The following is a 19217-nucleotide window of genomic DNA, read 5'->3' on the forward strand; positions in this document are numbered from 1 at the left end:
ATATTGGTCACAGCTCCTGCATTCTTGATGATACTCCTGCTGGATTCCCAGCTCGTCTTACCAGCGCTCAGTATTCTATTTTTCTCAGACGCGATGATCACTGCGCTCTTTGCCTGGGCAAAGTCGGGAATTGCGACATTAGAAAATGTAACGTTATGGGATGTTGCCGGGGCATTGACCATGTTTGGTTGTGCTGCAGCGATTTTTGGCGAACCAGATCAAGTGGCACTGCTTTTCGAGCAACCGGTCGGACAACATTCGGATGCGGCTCTAGGCGATAGCGCTAGCCCGTCCTATTCGTGAGAGTGCGGCTTTTGGGCCCGATTGATGCGGCCGCACATCTTGTCTGACGAGGCGCACAGGATTGCCTTCGGCTTTTCGCCGCCTGACGACCGGTACTTTGCAACGCGCTTGAGGGATGGGTTGGGCGAACGGGGGCGGACGCCCCGCCGGTCAAGGACCGAGCGGCAGCAGCGCGCCGGGCAAGCCGCAGATCAGGTCGGCTTCGGGACATGCCGCGGCAAACGCAAGGCGAATGCGGCTCGAGGTCTCGACCACACGGGCGGCGAGCTTCAAGAGCCGAAGACGCAGCGTCGCGAACTCGGCAGCGGCCAATTCCCGGACTTTGGGAATGGCCTCGCGCACGGTCAGCATCAGCCAATAAGCGGCCGTATGGAGCACGAGACGGACCTGGTTGGCGAGCGCCGAACGGCAGCTGGTGCGGTCGGAGGCGAGCTGTGTCTTATGCAGCTTGATCAGATTCTCTGCTTGGCCGCGCGCGCAATACAGGCTGTCGTAGATCCACTCGGCCGAGCCGACATCGAGGCTGGTGACGACGAAACGGATGTCGAGGCCGAGCATCGTCGCCTCAATACGGGCGACGGTGCGCCGTTCGCGATCCCAGGACTTTGCCTTGTGGCGCGTCTCGGTATAGCCACGCAGAACCGGCAGGTTCTCGATGGCGCGTCGGGTGCGGATGTCGTCGGCGACCTCGTCGACTTTTCTGGCGAGAGGCTTGGTGCCGGACAGACCGAAGATGTAGTCGATGCCGTTGGTCTCGCACCACGCCATGGCCTCCGGCCGGGCATAGTGCCCGTCGCCACGGAACGTAATTCGCGTGTTGTGCCACCGCGTCCGGATATGCCGTACCAGGCGGCGCAGAAGGGCACGCACCTCGACGCCGCCCGGCGTCTTGCCGGGCCTCAGCACGACCGCCACGGGACGGCTCTTCTCCGTGTCGTAGACGTGGATCGGCAGGAAGCAGCGTTCGTCATAATGAGCGTTGAACAGCGAGAGCTGCTGATGGCCGTGGACGACATCGCAGGTATCATCGATGTCGAGCGTGACGGATGCCGGCTCGCGCGGGTAGCTATCCATCCATGCGTCGACCAAAATGTAGGTCAGTCGGATCACGTCGCGCAGGCGCGGAGCATTCTCCAGCCGCGACAGCGTCGGTTGGGAACACAGATCGCGGCCCGTGTCCGGCAGCCGTCCGCAGGCCAGCTTGAATGCGGGATCGGACCGCAGATGATCGAGGTCGTCGGCGTCCTCGTAGCCGCAGCAGATCGCGAACATGCGCGCGCGGAACATATCGACAAGGCTGTGCACGACCCGCGTCGGATCGCGCCGATCCGGGAACACCCGGGCCAGATTGTCGGCCAAGCCGAGACGCCGCTCGGCCATCGCCAGAAGCATCACGCCCCCGTTCGAGGTTAGGCGCCCACCATCGAAGGCAGCTGTGACTTTCTTGGCGTGAATGGCTGGAAACGAGAAGGGCAGAATCGTATCATCGGTCATGGCGGGCGTGGCGTTCGCGGTTGAAGGTGATGGGGTGGCTTCGCAACCGAATCCTACGCCGCATCAGCGCTTTACACCACGCTCGCCAGCCCTCAGGCGCACTCTTACGAATAAGACGGGCTAGCCCCTGATCACCGGTGACGTTAGGACCCCCGTTTCTTGGTGGCAGGTATCGGTCAACCGATCGTATGCGATCTCGCTTGCAGCTGCCCACTCCCCTGCAGCGGGGCCATGACCCGTGCCCGATTATTTCGATACAGATGTCCTTAGCGTATTCTTGCAGATCGTTCTGATCGACCTGGTGCTTGCTGGCGATAACGCCATCGTCATCGGTCTTGCTTCAGCCGGACTTCCTGAGGCGCAGCGAGGCAAGGCGATTTTGATCGGTATTGCTGCCGCGACGATACTGCGCCTCTTACTCGCCGGGTTGGCGACGCAATCCTCCAGATCGTCGGCCTCCTGCTTGCTGGCGGGATCCTGTTGTTGTGGGTGTGTTGGAAAATGTGGCGAGAGTTGCGCACATCCTCCACAGGGCCATAAGGTGCGATGGGGGCCGATGGAGCAATTGCAGGCAGCAAACCTCGCAAAACACTCGCTCAAGCGAGTTGGCAGATTGTCGTGGCCGACGTTTCCATGTCTCTCGACAACGTTCTGGCCGTGGCAGGCAGCACGCGAGCATCCGATAATCTTGATTTTCGGCCTAGGGCTTTCCATCGCGATGATGGGCATGGCCGCTTCTTTCATTGCACGCCTTCTGCAAACTCATCGATGGATTGCTTACGTCGGTCTGGCCGTCATCCTTTATGTGGCGGGCGAGATGGTCTTTCGCGGGACGTTGGATGTCATCAAGGTTGCGTCGATATGAGGAGCTGTTTCATCCTAGGTGTCCCAAGTCGGCAGGCAGACTTCGAACGCGGTGCGCATAAGCCGCAGATAGGGTGTGAAGCCGTCAAAGAAAGGGCCGCCTTGTGGGGCAGCCCCGTCCAAAGTCTATCGACGCCGGTCGAAAAAATAGGTTCGAGCAAAGCCAGCCCCGGGAATGAAAATAATCAGGGATACAAACCTGCGCCCGGTTGAGTGATATGTAAACAAGCGTTTGCTTCAGGAATATTTCGTCGCTGCTGTTCCGCGAAGAAACTCTGATGGCGTTGCACAGGGGCGACGGGGATGCCCACAAACTTGATCTAGAACACTATACATTTGTTAGAGCGCGCGAAGAATCCGCGGGCGGAGAGTATTCACCGGCGCCCAGCCTTGAGCCGGTGCGTCGTGGCGGTCCCGGCGTCTTCCTCCTCTCCAGCCCCGAAGGCGCTTGGGGCCGCTCAGATCCGTAATGCACCTCAGTGTCGCCAGCCGTCCTTATCGACCTCGACCTGAAATCCTTCCGGCATGCGCGACACTTCACCTTCGCCAGCTGCGTTGCAGGCCGGACAGGGCGCGCGGGCGCCGCCACAGGTGCGGCTCGCGGTTCTTGAGCGCGGCCTCGACGATCCAGGGAAAGCGGCTGGTCCAGTCGTGACCGTTGCGCGTCAACAGCCGCACGGCCTTGCCCTGGCGCTCGACGCGCAAGCGGTAGCCGTCATATTTGATTTCGTGGATCCAGTCGGGGCCGGAAGGCACGGCTTTGGCGGCGGTGGGCAGGCAGAATTCGAACGCGCGATACATGCGAACGAGATAGGCATGCGGTCGCGAATATGCGAATCTCGCTCCCGTTTCACAGTGAGGGGACCGATGACAATTGCATTGCCGTATCTTGGAATTGCGCTCTGCTGCTCGCTCGCGAGTGAGCCTGATGCTGTAGGAGGTGTCCCGCCAGGAACTCTGTTTACCCTTGGCAGTTCCAAGATGGTGAAAGCGTGGGCTGAGCGGCGCAGGGTGAAGCAAGTTCGCTCTCTTGAAGAGAGGTTGGCTGAGCAGGCAGCCAAGCTCAAGGAACAGGCCGCAATTCTCCCTGCCGGCGTTGAGCGCGAGGCTCGACTGGTGCGACATTGAGATGAAGCTGTTCGGCTATTACGAAGCGACAACACTCAAAGGCCGGACCATTGTCGCGGTTAAGATGGCAATCGATCACGCCAAACTATTAATCACGCGCATGCCGCCCCCCGTGAGACGCCTCGCCAAGAGCGTGCTCAGGCTGTTAAAATATTGACTGGTTGCTGGCGCGCGCCAAGAGCCGCCTGTCGCGACGTATGTCTGAATCTGGCCCGTTGCTGACCTCGCGCGGAGAGCCGAAAGGTCAAATGACATATTCTCTCACCCAAATGCCTTCAAAGCTCGCGGTTCCAATGTCGGTTTTGCCCCGCTAAGCCACTTTCTTTGTTCGATTAGTAGTTGCATTTTAATATCTCGCCCGGCCGCCATATGCCAAAGTACATAGATGGCTGGGCCGAGGCAGAGTCCATGCCAGACGTGTCTGCGAAGCGGATCTTCAAGCGCGACCAGCTTGTGATTGTGGATCGACAACCGATCGTTCTACTGGGGCTGAGATCGATACTCGGAGCACAGCAGGACTTCGACGTTGTCGCATCATGCCGCGATGGGACAAGCTGCCTCGAAGCCATTCGGAATTTGACGCCCGATGTCGCGCTTGTTGCCGACACCCTGCCAGATCTGACGGTAAGCGAGATCCTGGCGATTGCGAAAGCTGAGAATCTTCCCACGCGCCTGGTGTTCTTTACCGAGTCCGAATCCAACCACGATCTAACCGCAGCGGTTGCTGCCGGCGCCTGCAGCGCAATTTCGAAGTACGAGTCCCCCGACAGCATGCTGCGACTACTGCGGCTCTTGACGAAGCGCAGTATGTCGCCCGCGCATTTCGGTCTCTCGCCAGCCGGCAAGGAAGCTGACGGCGTCGGCAAAATTGAAGAGAGTCTGGAGCAAAAACTGACGCACCGGGAACGTCAAATCGCGCGACTGGTGTCAGAAGGAATGTCGAACAAGGAGATCGCGCGCCAACTAAACGTTTCACCAGGGACAGTCAGTGTACACCTGCACAATATATTTCAGAAGCTTGAGATCACCAACAGGACTGTGCTCGCTAGCCTCGCGTTGTTAAAACATCCCTGCGGCTTCGGCACACTCGCGCTGGCCTTTCTGGTGGTCGACATTGCGGACGAACTCAAGGCGTCTCAAGCGAACGACATATTTCCGAATGATGACAGCATCGGCCACGCCGGAGAGCAGGCCGGGTATGAGCCCTGGAAAAAAGCCATTCTCCAGCACCTCATCATCTGGGGATCCGGCGAGACGCCGCCGCTCAGCCAGAGAGACTTTTTGGCCAAGTTGGGCCAAGTCCCGAACACGGCGGCGGCAATGGAAGTGCTGCGCGTGGCTGAGCAATCTGCAGGCTCAAAACCGTGGAAAAACTACGGTCCTGTTGGATCGAGCACGCCCAATGTTCCTGCGCCTCTACTGCGAGGAACCGGCCAAACACAGATTGAAGGTGACCTGACCGCGGAACATCAATTCCCCTGGCTTGCTTCCAATCCGATGTCGATTCAGGGTGGGTATGGCACCTTCGCCACTCTCGCCGGTGCGTTGATCTACGCACTGTACGACCCCCATCTCGCCGTGCAGTCGCATGACCTGGGTCAAGCGTCGATCGACAGCTTCGTGGCCGTCGCCGAAGAGAACGCGGCCACAAAACTGACCGCGATCACTCATGCCGACGCCAATCATGTACACAAGCCGGCCCCGGGCCTCCCTTCGCACGATTCCCGCCCGTCTTCCGCAAATGCGACCGCTGGAAACGAGAACGCCGCTGGAGAAGACGCACAGAGGCAAGTGAGTCACGACGCCGAGGGTGACACACTCCAAAAACCTGTTGGCTTGGTCGACGCCGGTCACGATGCCAGTGTTGGCGTATATAGCCGCGATCAACTGATGGGCGGCGGCAACGTTGATGGAAACGTTGTTCATCGTTCCCCGACCGATCCCAATTCTACGTCTTGCCACTCCGCCTTCGACTTCGGATCTGGGTCGAGCAGGATCAATCTTGCCGCTTTCGGAGCGCTTGCGTGGCTGCATATGACAGCAGCAAGCAAGTCTATACCGCCACATACCCTCGCCTGGATCTACGACGTCGCAAGCAATGAAACGGTCGTCTATGTGAATCCGACCGATCGTGTTCTTGATATCGGGGATCGCGGCCTGCTGGAAATCCATCTGCAGGGGATTGTATCCGTCGCGGAACCGGATTTGTTCGACCATCGAGAAGGCGCAGCGGTCACCATCACCTTGGAGAAGCTCGAAGAAGCGCTGACATCGGCGAGCGCACTCGATGAGACTGTTCTGAGTAAGGACATTGTCCAGGCCAGTATCGAGGCGAGCGAGAGCACGCCCGGGACGGCGGGAGCTTGGGCCATTCTGCTCGACGACGGCTTGAGGTTCCAGTTCGGGCCGACCCGGACTGACTTGGGGGGAACGACCAGGTTCAGAACCTTCACTGGCGATGGTTCGTCTGGCGAGTCGGTTCGCGTATCATCGATCGAACCTGCCCATAGCGCGACGGCTGCGGCAGTTGGAAATCTCACATTGACGAGTGGTCCGACCAATGCGGACACCGGCGATTCGTCGACTGGGCTGAACGCGATCGTCCAACCGAGCGTCGCAACGGCCGCCAACGCGGACCACGGCAACTCGCAGCGCGCTTCGGAGTCAGGGGCTGCAAAGGCGGCGGCTACGGAATCGACTGAAGCTGGCTCCAAGCCGGGCAACGGCGTCGGCAATGGCGCGGGGCATAACGCGCCGGTTTCGAACGCTGCCGGGGCGTCAGCGGCAGTGAAGACAGCGGATCCGGCCGCCGTGGAACACGGCAACTCGTTGCACTCAACCGCTACGAACATACCGGAAGCAGTCGAAATCGTTCCGGGCGTTGCAACCGGAGGCAACGCCGAACGCGGCAACTCGCAGCACGCTTCGGAGTCAGGGGCTGCAAAGGCGGCGGCTACGGAATCGACTGAAGCTGGCTCCAAGCCGGGCAACGGCGGCAATGGCGCGGAGCATAACGCGCCGGTTTCGATCGCTGCCGGGGCGTCAGCGGCAGTGAAGACGGCGAATCCGGCCGCCGTGGAACACGGCAACTCGTTGCACTCAACCGCTATGAACATACCGGAAGCAGTCGAAATCGTCGATCCGGGCGTTGCAACCGGGGGCAACGCCGAACGCGGAAACTCGCAGCACGCTGCGCAATCTGCTGCAATCGCCTCTGAAGACGCGCAGCCGGCCAAAGCTGCGTCCGAAACAGGCGGCGCAGATCAAGAACCGGTGTTCCGCTTCGATAGCGAGACAGTTCCTTCCACTCTCGTCGCGGTGGTTGAGCTTAAGGAACTAGATGATGCGCGCGATCCGCACGTTCCCCTTGGTCAGAAAGAGTTCCTCGATATGCTAGGCCAAATGGTCCCCAACGCACCAGATGAACACGCGGCCAACCACGGCAATAATGGCCCGCATCACGGCATCGTACTTGCGCCTCATGACTTGCTGATTTGAAGCGTTGCATCGTCATAGGCGCGCCGGCACCGCCGCAGGTGCATGCGCGTGGGCCATCCCATGGGCGGTCCGGATGGTTCTCGCAAACCCAGCCGACGTCGTCACAGGTCGCGCACTTCACGGCCGCGTCGCCGTGCGGCTTTTCTCCGGCTGGCATCACGCGGCACCTGGCAGCGGCAGCGCGAGCTGCGCGTCGAAGTGCCTGGTTGCGTTGGCGGCGATGAAGTCCCGCAGCGCGGACGTGACCTCTGCGTCGGTATCAGTTGCGCGCTGCGCCAGCGCGTCAGCGACGTCGGACGTGGCGTCCCGTGACCAGCCTTCGCCCGGATTGAAGCACACAATCCGGACCGGATAGGCGTATTGGCCGGACAGGAGATCTCTGAGGATAGTCTCGAGGTCGGTGTCGGTTTCGTCGGTCTCGCGCCAGGCGCAGCCGGCGCGGACGCCGAAGTCCTCGAGGACCAGATAGATGTCGCGATCGAGACGATCGGCTGGCACGATCGATGGCGAGACACGCATACGCAAACTCCAACACGGACGGTATTGGAGAGACGACCCCGGCTTCAGGGGCTTCCGGCGGGGAGGGCCGGGGCCGCTCCGCCAGCTCGGGGGCGAGCCGGCGACGATTCAAATACCGCGCGCTCGCGTGGTTCCTGCGCTAGGGCGTGTACTCACAAACGTCGGCTTGCCAACGCAAAGCGGAAGTCTGCCATCTTGAGCCTGATCGGCGGCTTGTGACCCTAATGTATGGTCCGGCCGTGCGTAGCAAGAGGTTCGTCGATCAGGTGGTGTGGTCTTGCATCAATGTATCCGGCCTTTGATTGGAGCATTTTCTCCGGGCCATCATGGATATCAGCGCGCGTGCGTTCTCATTAGCGGACAGGCCTCGATTGGGCCATTTGGGTCACCAGTGTTCGCATGCGCCGGGAAGACCGAACCTCCATCTCGTCTCATCCTCTCGCAGACCTCGGCTGGAACCTGTTGATGGGGTTACGTCATCGCTTGCTCCTCCTACCTCGCAGTTCCTGTGTTCGAGCCAGGGGCCGTTCCTTCGTCCCGGCCCGCAGGACGTGCGTCGCGTCGCGCGCACGGGCGGTCAAGGCCGGCCGTTGCGCTTTGCTTGCGGCTGGCTCCGGCGTTGCCAGGCCGCGCCTTGACCGCGCCGAGCACGGCGCGACGATCAAGCGGGTCGGACGCCTGCATCGTTGGTCCTTGTCAGCTCGAAGGCGCGTCCTTTAGCCAGCACCGCCCAGGCGATGCGGGCAAGCTTGTTGGCGAGTGCGATCGCCAGCACGTTGTGGTGCAATCGCTTCTTGGCGGCTTCGATCCAGGATCTGAGTCCGTAACGTTCCCAGTTCTTGATCCTGACCAGCACAACCCATGCCGCCTGGACGAACAGAACGCGGAGGTAGCGATTGCCGCGCCTTGAGATTTTGCCGAGGATCGTGCGGTCTCCCGTCGAGATCTGCTTGGGCACCAGCCCGAGCCAGGCGCCGAAGTCACGGCCTTTGGAGAAGACGTCTCCAGTGCCGATCGCGGCCACCATGGCGCTCGAAATGATCGGCCCGATGCCAGACACCGTCATCAGGCGCGAACATGCCTGATCTTGACGGGCCAGTGCTTCGATCTCGCCGGAGAGCCTATCGATGCGCTGATCCAGCCGACGCCAGTCGCCTGCCAACTCCTCGATGACACACAACATGCGTGGCGACAGGGCATCGGTGCGCGTCGCAAGGATGGTGGGCAATTCTGTGCGCAGGAAGCCGATACCCTGGCGCACCGCGATCCCGCGTTCGAGCATGAAGGCGCGAATCTGGTTGATGATGCCGGTGCGTTGCGACACCAGCCGCTCGCGCACCCGATGCAGCGCCTGCAGATCCAGTTGCTCCGCGGTCTTGGTCGCCACGAACTTCATCGTCGGGCGCTGCACGGCTTCGGCAATCGCTTCGGCGTCATTGAAGTCGTTCTTCGGTCCTTTGCTATAAGGGCGGACATATTTGGCCGGCATCAACCTGGCATCGTGACCTAACGATGCGAGTTTGCGGCTCAAATGATGTGCGCCGACGCAGGCTTCCATGCCGATCAGGCAAGGCGGCATATTGGCGAGCCGCGCCTCGACCTGGCCACGCGACCACTTTTGCCGTAGCACGACGGTGCCGCGCGTATCGTGGCCCACGACGTGGAACGAGTTTTTGCCGATATCGATGCCGATCACGGCGATCGCGGTACTGGGTGTCTGGGACATGGCGTGCTCCTTGTCTTGGCGCCCCTGGCCAGCTTATCGCTGGCGGGGCAGGAGCACGGCCGGTCCATCCCATTAGCGGACTTCGTGCGCATCGCGTCTACGGAGCCAATATCGCAATTGATAAACTTCGATCTGCTCGGCAAGGCTTTCTTTGGAACCAGCCGATAAAACTTCCAGGCGCGAAGGATTATGTTCCATGTACCTCCTCACCGCCTGCGAGTTCGAGAAGATGACGATCTGCGGATCTATCAGTCCGGCTGTTTCAACACTCCATGCGCGTTTATTATTGGGCCGCCTTGGCAGGAAAGCGCAAGGGCCTGACCTTTGACCCGGAACTGCATTAAGGGCGGCCTCGTAACAATCGGTGGTCGAGGTGCAATGCTGCAATCGCTCCGAAAAGGCAAACAGCGCTGCGTGTTCTTCCATGCGACGGGATAGTGCCTCTCAGCTCGCTTGCGATTGGTGATGTCGTGCTGAACGCGAACCGCATAAAGAAAGCGCCCGTCAGCATCGCGGACGCTCGACGACGTCACCTGGGCCCAGATATGGCCGCCATCCTTGCGGGCAATGCGCTTTTCGATGCTGCAGCGCTCGAACTCGCCCGCGAGCTGGCGCTGGAATTGACGGCGATCCTCCGACACATCTTCCGGATGCGTCTCCTCGAAAATTGTTAGGCCCAGCAGTTGGGCCGCCGAATAACCTGTGAGCGAAGGCCTTCTAACCGCCGTCTATCAGTACCAGATCAGGGATGGCTGGACGCTGCAGCCCAATTTTCAGTACATTATTCACCCCGGTGGAGGAGCAACGAACCCTTCAGGACCTCTAGCCGGAACGCCACTCGAGAATGCTTCCGTGTTCGGCTTGCGGACGACTCTTAAATTTTAGGAGGGACTTCCGAAACGTAGTTCGCGCCGTAGGCGCCACATGAGGACGGCGACCGCGAACCAGACGAGCGAACCCGCTGCGAGGCAGAGCGCGGGCTGTAAAGCGCGTCCGTGCCAGATGAAGAGCGCGAAGCAGGCAAGGCCCAGACTTCCCCATCCGGCCCCGGCGGCATCAAGTGCGGCGGCAGCCTTTCCGCGTCGCTGCCCGCGCAGGCCGTTTTTCTCCTTGCGCTCACGCTCATGCTTCTCGATCAAGGTCGCACTGGCACAGAAGATCGCCGGAAAGGCCAGCATCAGCCCGCCGGCCTCCGGCCCTGCCCCGTCCGCGACAAGGCCAGCCACCACGGTTGCCAACCCGCCCAATGCAAAACGCACGACATATTCGTAAAGTCGTCCCTGCTTGAGTGCGGAGAACTTGAAGTGGACAACCATAGTGGTCAGCCTATCAAAAATTGCTTGAGGCCTATCGCGGCCACAAGCCAGATCGCGAAAGCGGCGAGGGTGGCCTTGAGCGCCGACCATTCGGCCCGTATCAGCAACTGACAAACAGCAACGCTGTAAGCCGCGAGCGCGATCGAACCGAGCATCATCGAGCGGCCTTCGATCGCAACATAGTCGCCGCCATGTTTTGAGAAGGCGAGGCCGAGCGTTGCTAGAGCTACGGAGGGCGCGGCGCCAAACAATCCCGCGAAGCTCTTGGGCCGCAGCACGTCGCCTATGACCGCAAACAGGGAAACGACCAAGCCGCCAATCAGAAAGCGCAGCGCGTAGTCCACCATTTCCTCCTTGATCGCCGTTTCTAGGACGATCTTGGTACCAGCATGCTGACCGCCATGCCGACGATGCAAAGAGCCATCGCCGCCGTCGACGCCCAGCCGAGCCAATACAGCCAGCCTTCGACCACGAGCTTGCCCATCACGTCACGCCGTCTGACAAGCAGCATTAAAACGGTCATTACCGGTGCTGCTAGCACCCCGTTAATGACCGCACTCCAGTAAAGCGTCTTGATCGGATCAATTGGCGTGAAATTGAGCGCCACACCGAGGCCGACCGAGAGGGCAAGCACCGAATAAAACGCCATGGCCTGCCGCGGTTTGCGGGCGAGGCCAACGGGGCATCTGCGGCCTTCGCCAATGGCATAGGCTGTCGAGCCGGCCAGCATCGCATGAATATTACATCAGGGCTGCTCAGGGCACTTTGACAGTCCTTTGGCCGACAGGCTCGCCTGACCCGTGCCGCTGGTTTAATGGTGCCAGAAGATCGCGAGCAGCAGAATGATCGGCAACGGTATGCCCAGCAACCACAACAATGCGCCTCGTCCAAAGCCCATGGCTCTCTCCTCCAGTGATCTGTCCCTCGCATCCAACGCGTCCGTCCGGCGCACAGTTCCTCGCCGGGAACGGTTTTCGAGGCGGTTGATTGAAAGACCAGGTCGACTTGCTCTGCTTTCCAATCGCTCTTTTACGGAGATTGCTGCAGGGCATAAGGACATCTGCGAGAGAAGGCAGTCGATGACGATACGAGTACATCCTTTGTCCGCCGATATCGAACTTGCGCGTGCGATTGCGCGACACACCCGTCCGCTGCCGGAGCGGATTTCGGGCGCGCTGACCTGGGGAGCGAATGAGCATATTCTGACCGCGGTAGCCGTCGGATGGTGGCTCTGGTGTCGCGCCAAACCACTGCCGCAGCGGCACGCAAGCGATCATGTGCTGCTGACGACGCTCGCCTCTGTCCTGTTGCCACACCTTCTAAAAACGCATTTTGACCAGGTGCGGCCGGACCGGCGCACCGTGCGCGGCCATCTGCATGGCATCCCACTCTCCGGCCGCGCGCTGGATGCGTTCCCCTCGGGGCATGCCGTGCATGTCGGTGCCCTCGCATCCGCCGCCGCGGTCCTGTCGCCCGCCAAGCGCAATCTCGCGTGGGGCCTCGGCGCCGTTCTGGTGTCGACGCGCGTGTTCCTGCTGGCTCACTGGGCAAGTGATGTACTTGCGGGTCTGGCGATCGGAGTCGCGCTGGAGCGCGTCATAAGGCGGCTGACGGGATTTGGTCGTCAGGGAAGATCGGGCTAGTCATGGGGCAACTGCTCGCACCCCCCGGTCCTCACGCCGTCCATCTCTGCATCGACATGCAAAGGTTGTTCGCACCGTATGCCCCGTGGGCAACGCCCTGGTTGGAGCGTGCGCTACCCGAGGCGGTCAGGCTGATTGCGCACGCGCCGCCACGTACCGTCTTCACGCGCTTCATTCCGGTCCGTAACAAGGCCGATCCGGGGTTGCTTGAGCTGATGCCGGCCCTGACACGCTTTGTGCCGCCTGCCACAGTCATCGACCGCCAGACTTACTGCGCATTCACCAATAGGCGCCTGCAAGCCTTTCTGGATGAGCATCAGGTGGACACGCTGATCGTGTCTGGCGGTGAGACCGATGTCTGTGTGCTCGCAACGGTGCTGGCTGCGGTCGATATCGGCTACCGTGTTATCCTCGCTGAGGACGCGCTCTGCAGCTCGTCTGATGAAAGTCACGATGCGCTCATCAATCTCTACACCAAGAGGTTCAGCTTGCAGATCGAGGTGGCGCCGGTTGCCAGCATCCTTGCGCGCTGGAGCGTCGTCAGGTGATCAGCCAACCTCGTAAAAAGCTCTCGTTTCTTCGGGGCGGTCGCCAGGTCACGGATGAGGGCGCACTCGGCAGCATCTGTGCGGAGCTTTTCCAATTGAGCCTGCATGCCTTTCATTGCGATCAGTTCCGTTCCCGAGCGGAACCATACCGCTTGTGTACGAAAGCGCACAGACCTGATTGCCAGTTTTTCCTAAGCTAGGGATGCTTAGCGACCCACTACCGCCAAGCACCTCCAACGGTCCCAGCATAGGGGTATGCTGGGGCCGTTTTTATGGACCTCAGCCTTGATTAAGCCGCACGAAGGTTCCGCTCTCGTGCAGCTCGAGCCAGCCTCTCTCGACCGCATGCTGGATGCCGGTGCCGAACTCCGGGCCCGTCGCCTTGCAGCCGTTCCTGGAGAGGAACGGCGCGTTGATCTTCTCGATGTGAATGCGCCCATTGACGGGCTCGACGCCGGCGGCGAGCTCGAGGAGCTTGCGTGCGGCAACTTGCGGATCTGCGAAGTGGCGGGTCTCGACGTGCTTCATGCGCTGGCGCCGGCGAGCTTGTCGCGCTCGATGCGAGCCAGTTCCTTGGCCTTGGCCTCGGCCTCGTTGCGCGTCAGCAGATCCGGTCGAAGCCGCCGGCCGGGCAGGTCGCCCCAGTAGAAATAGACGTTCGGACGGCCGTCCGCGAAGCGGACCTTATAGCTGCCGGTGTCGGGGACGCGTTCGTGCTTCTTGATCGTGATCGGCGTGGTCATGGGGGCTTTAATAGGAGCTCGGCACGGGCGCTGTCACGTATCAATCTTTGCGGTGGACCGCCAATAGCATAGGTCTAGGAGTTCGGTACCATAGAGCACGTCGCCAACGGGGTCGCGGGGCACCAGGAAAACTTGGCAGCCGCCCTGCCACATAGACAAGGGCCGCCGACTCGCCATCAGCGGCCCCGTCCGGGTTTCAATAATTCCGAGATCAAATGGTCTAGCCAGCCCCGGATTGCCGATTTTTCCCGATCCTCAAGATTCTCGCAAGCACATTTGTGAATCGTCTAATTGATTTTTTCGCTGCCACAGACGCAGCAGATTAGGCGGGTGTCTCCTGTCTGCCCCTGCGAGTGTCTTAACTAGTCACCTGAATCTAAAGTTCGCCACATAATGTCTGCTGGGCTTTGTGGCAGAAGCGTTTGACGGACGCCAAAATCTGGTCTGCGGACTTGGTCCATTTGAAGGGCTTCGGGTGTCTGTTGTGCAAATCGATGAAGGTACGGATGTCGGCCTCGAGTTGCCTGACGGAGGTGTGAACACCTCGCTGGATCTGCTTTCTGGTGAGCTCAGCGAACCAGCGCTCGACCTGGTTGATCCATGACGCGGAAGTCGGCGTGAAATGGACATGATAGTGCGGCCGGCGGGCGAGCCACGCTTTGATCTTGGGTGTTTTGTGAGTGGCGTAGTTGTCCATGACGATATGGACATCGATCCCTTCAGGGACTTGAGCGTCGATCTCTTTGAGGAACTTCAAGAACTCGATTGCCCGGTGGCGTTTGTAACATTTGCCGATGACGAATCCCGAGGCGACATCGAGCGCGGCAAACAGCGAGGTCGTACCATGCCGCACATAGCTGTGCGTGCGCCGTTCCGGTACGCCCGGCATCATCGGAAGGACCGGCTGCTCGCGATCCAGGGCCTGGATCTGGCTTTTCTCATCGACACTGAGGACAAGGGCTCGGTTCGGTGGGGACAGGTAAAGGCCGACGATGTCGCGTACCTTGTCGACGAACAGCGGATCGCTCGATAGCTTGAATGTCTGGCCACGGTGCGGCTGCAAGCCGAACGCCGCCCACATTCGGCGGATCGTGGTGTGGGAAAAGCCGGTTTCCGCAGCCATCGAGCGGATCGACCAATGCGTGGCATCGGCTGGCGTCGTCCGCAACGTCCGCTCGATCACCTCAGCAACCTGATCGTCGTTGATGGTTCGAGGGCGGCCAGGGCGTGCCTCGTCAAGCAGGCCATCACAGCGGTCCTTCAAAAATCGGCGACGCCACTTGCCAATGGTGTGTTCGTGCAGGCCGAGTTCGGCAGCCACAGACTTGCTTGGCAATCCATCCGCGCATCGCAGGATCGCGCGGCATCGCTCAGATAGCGATCGGGCAACGCGATGACGACGAACTTGCCTCTCCAAGTACGCCCGCTCCTGCGGACTAAGCACCAACGGCGCGATCGGCCGGCCTCGCTCACCTGCATTAGCCACGAGCTCTCTCCTCTGTAGAGATTCGAGCTATCAACTAATGTGACGAACTTGCGTTCCAGATGACTAGTACCCACTTTTCTTGGAACGTGAGTCGTGATTCAAGGTCGGGATGATACCCGAAGCAAGAGAAGTCCACCTTTCGAGGAAAGATCGCAAGGTGCTTGAGGCGTGCTGTCGCTCACCGGTGACGTTGCAGCGCGATTTGAAGCGGGCGCGGATAGTTCTGTTGGCGGCGGATGGGCGCAGCACCCGGTCGATCGCCAAGGAAGTTGGGGTCCAGCCGCGGATTGTCAGCCTTTGGCGGCATCGCTATGCCGACCATGGCCTTGAAGGGCTGCAAGACAAGCCGCGGCCTGGCAAGCAGCCGATCTATACGAAGACGACCGACAAGCGGATTCTGAAGCTGCTGGATAAGCCGCCACCGCAAGGGTTTGCGCGCTGGACCGGCCCCCTGCTGGCCGAGGCGCTGGGCGATGTCGATGTCCAATATGTCTGGCGGTTCCTGCGCAGCCACAAGATTGACCTGGTGGCTCGCAAGTCCTGGTGCGAGAGCAACGACCCGAACTTTACGGCCAAAGCCGCCGATGTTGTCGGCCTCTATGTCGCGCCGCCGGCGAAGGCCATTGTGCTGTGCGTGGACGAGAAGCCCTCGATCCAGGCTTTGGAGCGAGCGCAGGGTTATCTGAAGTTGCCCGATGGCCGCGCCTTGACCGGCCAAAGCCACGATTACAAGCGGCATGGGAGCTATGGCGGAATCTGGGTGATGACGGTGTGAGGAAGGCGGCGTATCGAGGCGGGTGACGAGCCTGCCAGAACCTCTCGAGGAGAGCGATACGCCATGACCGAGACTACCAATGTTCTTGCTTTCCGTCAGCCGTCCGCGGTTGATGATCCACTGACCGATATCGTTCGAGCCGGCGCGCGGGACCTGCTTGCCAGGGCGATCGAGATCGAGGTTGGCGCGTTTCTGGCCAGCACGGCCAATCTGACGCTGCCCGACGGTCGAGCGCGCCTGGTCCGACATGGGCACGGTCCGGTGCGCGAGATTGCGACCGGCATCGGTCCGGTGGAGGTCGCTCGTCCCAAGGTCCGCGACCGCGGAGCGAGCGGGCCAGGCGACCGCCTCCGCTTCAGTTCGGCAATCCTGCCGCTATGGGCGCGGCGGACGAAGAGCCTGGATGCCTTGATCCCGGTCCTCTATTTGCGCGGCATCTCGACCGGCGACTTCCAGGAGGCGCTCTCGGCGCTGCTCGGCAAGGATGCGCCGAACCTGTCGCCTTCGGTGATCGCCGGCCTGAAGGCCGATTGGCAGGTCGAGTACGAACGCTGGCAGAGACGCGATCTGTCGGCGCGTCGCTATGTCTACATCTGGGCCGATGGCGTGTACCTGCAGGCCCGCATGGAAGATCACAGCGAATGCATGCTGGTGCTGATTGGCACCACGCCGGAAGGCAAGAAGGAGCTGATCGGCTTCCAGGTCGGCGTGCGCGAGAGCGCGCAGAGCTGGCGCGAACTCCTGATCGACCTGCGGCAACGCGGGTTACGGATTGCCCCGCAACTCGCCATCGGCGACGGCGCCCTCGGCTTCTGGAAGGCACTGGACGAGGCCTTTCCCGGCACGCGGCACCAACGATGCTGGTGCCATAAAGTGAGCAACGTACTCGACAAGGTCGCCAAATCCGTGCAGGGCCCCATGAAGAACGACCTGCGGAACATCTATCTGGCCCCACACCGGGCCGAAGCTGAAACCGCGATCGACGTCTTCGTCGAGAAATACCACGTCAAATACGGACGTGCGGTGGAGTGCCTGATCAAGGATCGCCATGCGCTGCTCGCCTTCTTCGACTTCCCTGCTGAGCACTGGATCCACCTACGCAGCTCGAACCCGATCGAGAGCGTCTTCGCCACGGTGCGCCACCGAACGGTGCGGACCAAGGGATCGCTGTCGCAACAAACTGCGAAGCTGATGGTGTTCAAGCTCATCGACGCCGCATCGAAGACCTGGCGGCGATTGAAGAGCACGAACCAGTTGCCGAAAGTCATCGCCGGTGTAAAGTTCATCGACGGAATCGAAGTCATTCCGAACACTGAAAGCCACGCCGCCTGATCAGGCCGCGTCACCCAAAATCAGCCATAGCTCGCGGCATGGCACCACAACATTGTTTGCGGCGCTCGAAGTCGCCACCGGAAAGATCATCGCGACCCATTCAAAACGCCGGCGCCGCGTCGAGTTTCTCGATTTCATGAACAGCGTCACCGCGGCTTTTCCGAACCGCAAGCTTCACGTCATCCTCGACAACCTCAACACCCATAAAAAGAACGAGGACTGGCTCAAGGCCCACCCCAACGTGCAATTTCATTTCACGCCGACAAATGCGTCATGGCTCAATCAGGTCGAAGTATGGTTTTCCATCTTGCAGGGGCAGTCGCTCAGCGGCACCTCCTTCACGAGCCTCAAGCAGCTTCAGGAACACATCGATGCCTACGTCAACGCATACAACGACAGAGCCGAGCCCTTCGTCTGGACCAAGAAAAAGGTCCGTCAACGCCGTTTCAAAGGCCGCCGTATCACTCAGCTCTGATTCCGGGTACTAGTCACCTGAATCTAAAGTTCGCCACATAATGTCTGCTGGGCTTTGTGGCAGAAGCGTTTGACGGACGCCAAAATCTGGTCTGCGGACTTGGTCCATTTGAAGGGCTTCGGGTGTCTGTTGTGCAAATCGATGAAGGTACGGATGTCGGCCTCGAGTTGCCTGACGGAGGTGTGAACACCTCGCTGGATCTGCTTTCTGGTGAGCTCAGCGAACCAGCGCTCGACCTGGTTGATCCATGACGCGGAAGTCGGCGTGAAATGGACATGATAGTGCGGCCGGCGGGCGAGCCACGCTTTGATCTTGGGTGTTTTGTGAGTGGCGTAGTTGTCCATGACGATATGGACATCGATCCCTTCAGGGACTTGAGCGTCGATCTCTTTGAGGAACTTCAAGAACTCGATTGCCCGGTGGCGTTTGTAACATTTGCCGATGACGAATCCCGAGGCGACATCGAGCGCGGCAAACAGCGAGGTCGTACCATGCCGCACATAGCTGTGCGTGCGCCGTTCCGGTACGCCCGGCATCATCGGAAGGACCGGCTGCTCGCGATCCAGGGCCTGGATCTGGCTTTTCTCATCGACACTGAGGACAAGGGCTCGGTTCGGTGGGGACAGGTAAAGGCCGACGATGTCGCGTACCTTGTCGACGAACAGCGGATCGCTCGATAGCTTGAATGTCTGGCCACGGTGCGGCTGCAAGCCGAACGCCGCCCACATTCGGCGGATCGTGGTGTGGGAAAAGCCGGTTTCCGCAGCCATCGAGCGGATCGACCAATGCGTGGCATCGGCTGGCGTCGTCCGCAACGTCCGCTCGATCACCTCAGCAACCTGATCGTCGTTGATGGTTCGAGGGCGGCCAGGGCGTGCCTCGTCAAGCAGGCCATCACAGCGGTCCTTCAAAAATCGGCGACGCCACTTGCCAATGGTGTGTTCGTGCAGGCCGAGTTCGGCAGCCACAGACTTGCTTGGCAATCCATCCGCGCATCGCAGGATCGCGCGGCATCGCTCAGATAGCGATCGGGCAACGCGATGACGACGAACTTGCCTCTCCAAGTACGCCCGCTCCTGCGGACTAAGCACCAACGGCGCGATCGGCCGGCCTCGCTCACCTGCATTAGCCACGAGCTCTCTCCTCTGTAGAGATTCGAGCTATCAACTAATGTGACGAACTTGCGTTCCAGATGACTAGGGCGCGGACTCATAACGCGCAGCCAGCCCTGTCCAGACGCAACGCTTCCGGGCAGGCCCCGGTTGGACACTTACCGAGTAGAAGGGGACCGACAATTTCCGCTGAAACCGTCCCAATGGACACCTTCTTGCCTTTGCTTTCGGTGCTATGATTGGGCACTAACGGCA

At 60.5% G+C, this 19217-nt stretch carries 18 protein-coding genes and 6 pseudogenes; 10 read left to right on the forward strand and 14 right to left on the reverse strand.

The window, feature by feature from the left end; all coding sequences use genetic code 11:
• Positions 1–27: 27 nt before the first annotated feature.
• Positions 28–303 (forward strand): hypothetical protein, encoded by a 276-nt coding sequence (locus tag ACFLEY_RS08820; RefSeq protein ID WP_396604611.1) that lies wholly within the window; start codon positions 28–30, stop codon positions 301–303.
• Positions 304–453: 150 nt separating this feature from the next.
• Here ACFLEY_RS08820 and ACFLEY_RS08825 read toward each other — a convergent pair whose 3' ends face one another.
• A complete protein-coding gene (locus ACFLEY_RS08825) occupies positions 454–1797 on the reverse strand; it encodes an IS1380-like element ISBdi2 family transposase (protein WP_060907971.1) in 1344 nt (447 codons plus the stop codon).
• A 238-nt stretch (positions 1798–2035) separates the two neighbouring features.
• Between ACFLEY_RS08825 and ACFLEY_RS08830 the strand changes: the two are divergent.
• Positions 2036–2662, forward strand: a pseudogene (locus ACFLEY_RS08830) (TerC family protein).
• A gap of 593 nt (positions 2663–3255) precedes the next feature.
• Here the strand turns inward: ACFLEY_RS08830 and ACFLEY_RS08835 are convergent.
• A pseudogene (locus ACFLEY_RS08835) lies at positions 3256–3462 on the reverse strand (DNA ligase); the annotation flags it as partial.
• Positions 3463–3790: 328 nt separating this feature from the next.
• On the opposite strand from ACFLEY_RS08835, the gene ACFLEY_RS08840 reads away from it, so the two are divergent.
• Positions 3791–3946 carry a hypothetical protein gene (locus ACFLEY_RS08840; protein ID WP_171901126.1) on the forward strand — a complete coding sequence of 52 codons (156 nt, stop codon included), beginning with the start codon at positions 3791–3793 and terminating at the stop codon, positions 3944–3946.
• 182 nt (positions 3947–4128) lie between these two features.
• The gene (locus tag ACFLEY_RS08845; protein ID WP_249163518.1) at positions 4129–7287 is read left to right on the forward strand and encodes a response regulator transcription factor; all 3159 of its coding nucleotides are present in this window, start codon (positions 4129–4131) and stop codon (positions 7285–7287) included.
• Positions 7288–7443: 156 nt separating this feature from the next.
• Here ACFLEY_RS08845 and ACFLEY_RS08850 read toward each other — a convergent pair whose 3' ends face one another.
• From ACFLEY_RS08850 to ACFLEY_RS08865, 4 genes and pseudogenes are all read right to left on the reverse strand, one after another.
• Positions 7444–7806: a hypothetical protein gene (locus tag ACFLEY_RS08850; RefSeq protein WP_060908812.1), complete on the reverse strand. Its 363-nt coding sequence runs from the start codon at positions 7804–7806 to the stop codon at positions 7444–7446.
• A gap of 661 nt (positions 7807–8467) precedes the next feature.
• Positions 8468–9532: an IS110-like element ISBj4 family transposase gene (locus ACFLEY_RS08855; RefSeq protein ID WP_060908811.1), complete on the reverse strand. Its 1065-nt coding sequence runs from the start codon at positions 9530–9532 to the stop codon at positions 8468–8470.
• Positions 9533–9604: 72 nt separating this feature from the next.
• Complete coding sequence (locus ACFLEY_RS08860) at positions 9605–9958, reverse strand: hypothetical protein (RefSeq protein ID WP_396604612.1); 354 nt, start codon at positions 9956–9958, stop codon at positions 9605–9607.
• 74 nt (positions 9959–10032) lie between these two features.
• Positions 10033–10215: pseudogene (locus ACFLEY_RS08865) on the reverse strand (PAS domain S-box protein); the annotation flags it as partial.
• A 19-nt stretch (positions 10216–10234) separates the two neighbouring features.
• On the opposite strand from ACFLEY_RS08865, the gene ACFLEY_RS08870 reads away from it, so the two are divergent.
• Positions 10235–10417, forward strand: coding sequence for a carbohydrate porin (locus ACFLEY_RS08870; protein ID WP_082901065.1), 183 nt, complete (start codon positions 10235–10237; stop codon positions 10415–10417).
• Here ACFLEY_RS08870 and ACFLEY_RS08875 read toward each other — a convergent pair.
• The 3 genes and pseudogenes from ACFLEY_RS08875 to ACFLEY_RS08885 form a co-directional block, all read right to left on the reverse strand.
• Positions 10414–10848, reverse strand: coding sequence for a DUF3147 family protein (locus tag ACFLEY_RS08875; RefSeq protein ID WP_011090440.1), 435 nt, complete (start codon positions 10846–10848; stop codon positions 10414–10416). The genes ACFLEY_RS08870 and ACFLEY_RS08875 overlap by 4 nt on opposite strands.
• 5 nt (positions 10849–10853) lie before the next feature.
• Positions 10854–11195 (reverse strand): DUF3147 family protein, encoded by a 342-nt coding sequence (locus tag ACFLEY_RS08880; protein ID WP_038967813.1) that lies wholly within the window; start codon positions 11193–11195, stop codon positions 10854–10856.
• 20 nt (positions 11196–11215) lie between these two features.
• Positions 11216–11578: pseudogene (locus ACFLEY_RS08885) on the reverse strand (divalent metal cation transporter); the annotation flags it as partial.
• Between the two features lie 370 nt (positions 11579–11948).
• Here ACFLEY_RS08885 and ACFLEY_RS08890 point away from each other — a divergent pair.
• The gene (locus ACFLEY_RS08890; protein WP_396604613.1) at positions 11949–12491 is read left to right on the forward strand and encodes a phosphatase PAP2 family protein; all 543 of its coding nucleotides are present in this window, start codon (positions 11949–11951) and stop codon (positions 12489–12491) included.
• A gap of 2 nt (positions 12492–12493) precedes the next feature.
• Positions 12494–13039, forward strand: a complete 546-nt coding sequence (locus tag ACFLEY_RS08895) for a cysteine hydrolase (RefSeq protein ID WP_060908810.1) — start codon at positions 12494–12496, stop codon at positions 13037–13039.
• On the opposite strand, the gene ACFLEY_RS08900 is transcribed toward ACFLEY_RS08895, so the two are convergent.
• The 4 genes from ACFLEY_RS08900 to ACFLEY_RS08915 all read right to left on the reverse strand — a co-directional run bounded on the left by ACFLEY_RS08900 (position 12961) and on the right by ACFLEY_RS08915 (position 15268).
• Positions 12961–13155: a hypothetical protein gene (locus ACFLEY_RS08900; protein WP_074076792.1), complete on the reverse strand. Its 195-nt coding sequence runs from the start codon at positions 13153–13155 to the stop codon at positions 12961–12963. The two genes, ACFLEY_RS08895 and ACFLEY_RS08900, sit on opposite strands and share 79 nt — an antisense overlap.
• 163 nt (positions 13156–13318) lie before the next feature.
• On the reverse strand, positions 13319–13567 hold the full coding sequence (locus tag ACFLEY_RS08905) for a hypothetical protein (protein WP_038967815.1): 249 nt from the start codon (positions 13565–13567) through the stop codon (positions 13319–13321).
• Positions 13564–13782: a hypothetical protein gene (locus ACFLEY_RS08910; RefSeq protein ID WP_060908809.1), complete on the reverse strand. Its 219-nt coding sequence runs from the start codon at positions 13780–13782 to the stop codon at positions 13564–13566. Before ACFLEY_RS08910 ends, ACFLEY_RS08905 begins: the two co-directional genes overlap by 4 nt.
• 376 nt (positions 13783–14158) lie before the next feature.
• The gene (locus ACFLEY_RS08915) at positions 14159–15268 is read right to left on the reverse strand and encodes an IS630 family transposase (protein WP_060908300.1); all 1110 of its coding nucleotides are present in this window, start codon (positions 15266–15268) and stop codon (positions 14159–14161) included.
• 109 nt (positions 15269–15377) lie between these two features.
• Between ACFLEY_RS08915 and ACFLEY_RS08920 the strand changes: the two are divergent.
• From ACFLEY_RS08920 to ACFLEY_RS08930, 3 genes and pseudogenes are all read left to right on the forward strand, one after another.
• Positions 15378–16013 (forward strand): annotated as a pseudogene (locus ACFLEY_RS08920) (IS630-like element ISRj1 family transposase); the annotation flags it as partial.
• 93 nt (positions 16014–16106) lie between these two features.
• Positions 16107–17375, forward strand: a complete 1269-nt coding sequence (locus ACFLEY_RS08925) for an IS256 family transposase (RefSeq protein WP_038952271.1) — start codon at positions 16107–16109, stop codon at positions 17373–17375.
• Between the two features lie 31 nt (positions 17376–17406).
• Positions 17407–17850: pseudogene (locus ACFLEY_RS08930) on the forward strand (IS630 family transposase); the annotation flags it as partial.
• A 23-nt stretch (positions 17851–17873) separates the two neighbouring features.
• On the opposite strand, the gene ACFLEY_RS08935 reads toward ACFLEY_RS08930, so the two are convergent.
• Positions 17874–18983, reverse strand: coding sequence for an IS630 family transposase (locus ACFLEY_RS08935; protein ID WP_060908300.1), 1110 nt, complete (start codon positions 18981–18983; stop codon positions 17874–17876).
• Positions 18984–19217: the final 234 nt, after the last annotated feature.

Origin of the sequence: Bradyrhizobium sp. YCK136 (assembly GCF_044570075.1) — a bacterium.
Taxonomy (GTDB): domain Bacteria; phylum Pseudomonadota; class Alphaproteobacteria; order Rhizobiales; family Xanthobacteraceae; genus Bradyrhizobium; species Bradyrhizobium diazoefficiens.

Bases quoted from the DNA above. Each gene is read 5' to 3' on its own strand.
- ACFLEY_RS08820 (WP_396604611.1), top strand. From the start codon at position 28: ATGATACTCCTGCTGGATTCCCAGCTCGTCTTACCAGCGCTCAGTATT.
- ACFLEY_RS08825 (WP_060907971.1), bottom strand. From the start codon at position 1,797: ATGACCGATGATACGATTCTGCCCTTCTCGTTTCCAGCCATTCACGCC.
- ACFLEY_RS08840 (WP_171901126.1), top strand. From the start codon at position 3,791: ATGAAGCTGTTCGGCTATTACGAAGCGACAACACTCAAAGGCCGGACC.
- ACFLEY_RS08850 (WP_060908812.1), bottom strand. From the start codon at position 7,806: ATGCGTGTCTCGCCATCGATCGTGCCAGCCGATCGTCTCGATCGCGAC.
- ACFLEY_RS08855 (WP_060908811.1), bottom strand. From the start codon at position 9,532: ATGTCCCAGACACCCAGTACCGCGATCGCCGTGATCGGCATCGATATC.
- ACFLEY_RS08860 (WP_396604612.1), bottom strand. From the start codon at position 9,958: ATGGAAGAACACGCAGCGCTGTTTGCCTTTTCGGAGCGATTGCAGCAT.
- ACFLEY_RS08875 (WP_011090440.1), bottom strand. From the start codon at position 10,848: ATGGTTGTCCACTTCAAGTTCTCCGCACTCAAGCAGGGACGACTTTAC.
- ACFLEY_RS08880 (WP_038967813.1), bottom strand. From the start codon at position 11,195: ATGGTGGACTACGCGCTGCGCTTTCTGATTGGCGGCTTGGTCGTTTCC.
- ACFLEY_RS08895 (WP_060908810.1), top strand. From the start codon at position 12,494: ATGGGGCAACTGCTCGCACCCCCCGGTCCTCACGCCGTCCATCTCTGC.
- ACFLEY_RS08900 (WP_074076792.1), bottom strand. From the start codon at position 13,155: ATGAAAGGCATGCAGGCTCAATTGGAAAAGCTCCGCACAGATGCTGCC.
- ACFLEY_RS08905 (WP_038967815.1), bottom strand. From the start codon at position 13,567: ATGAAGCACGTCGAGACCCGCCACTTCGCAGATCCGCAAGTTGCCGCA.
- ACFLEY_RS08910 (WP_060908809.1), bottom strand. From the start codon at position 13,782: ATGACCACGCCGATCACGATCAAGAAGCACGAACGCGTCCCCGACACC.
- ACFLEY_RS08925 (WP_038952271.1), top strand. From the start codon at position 16,107: ATGACCGAGACTACCAATGTTCTTGCTTTCCGTCAGCCGTCCGCGGTT.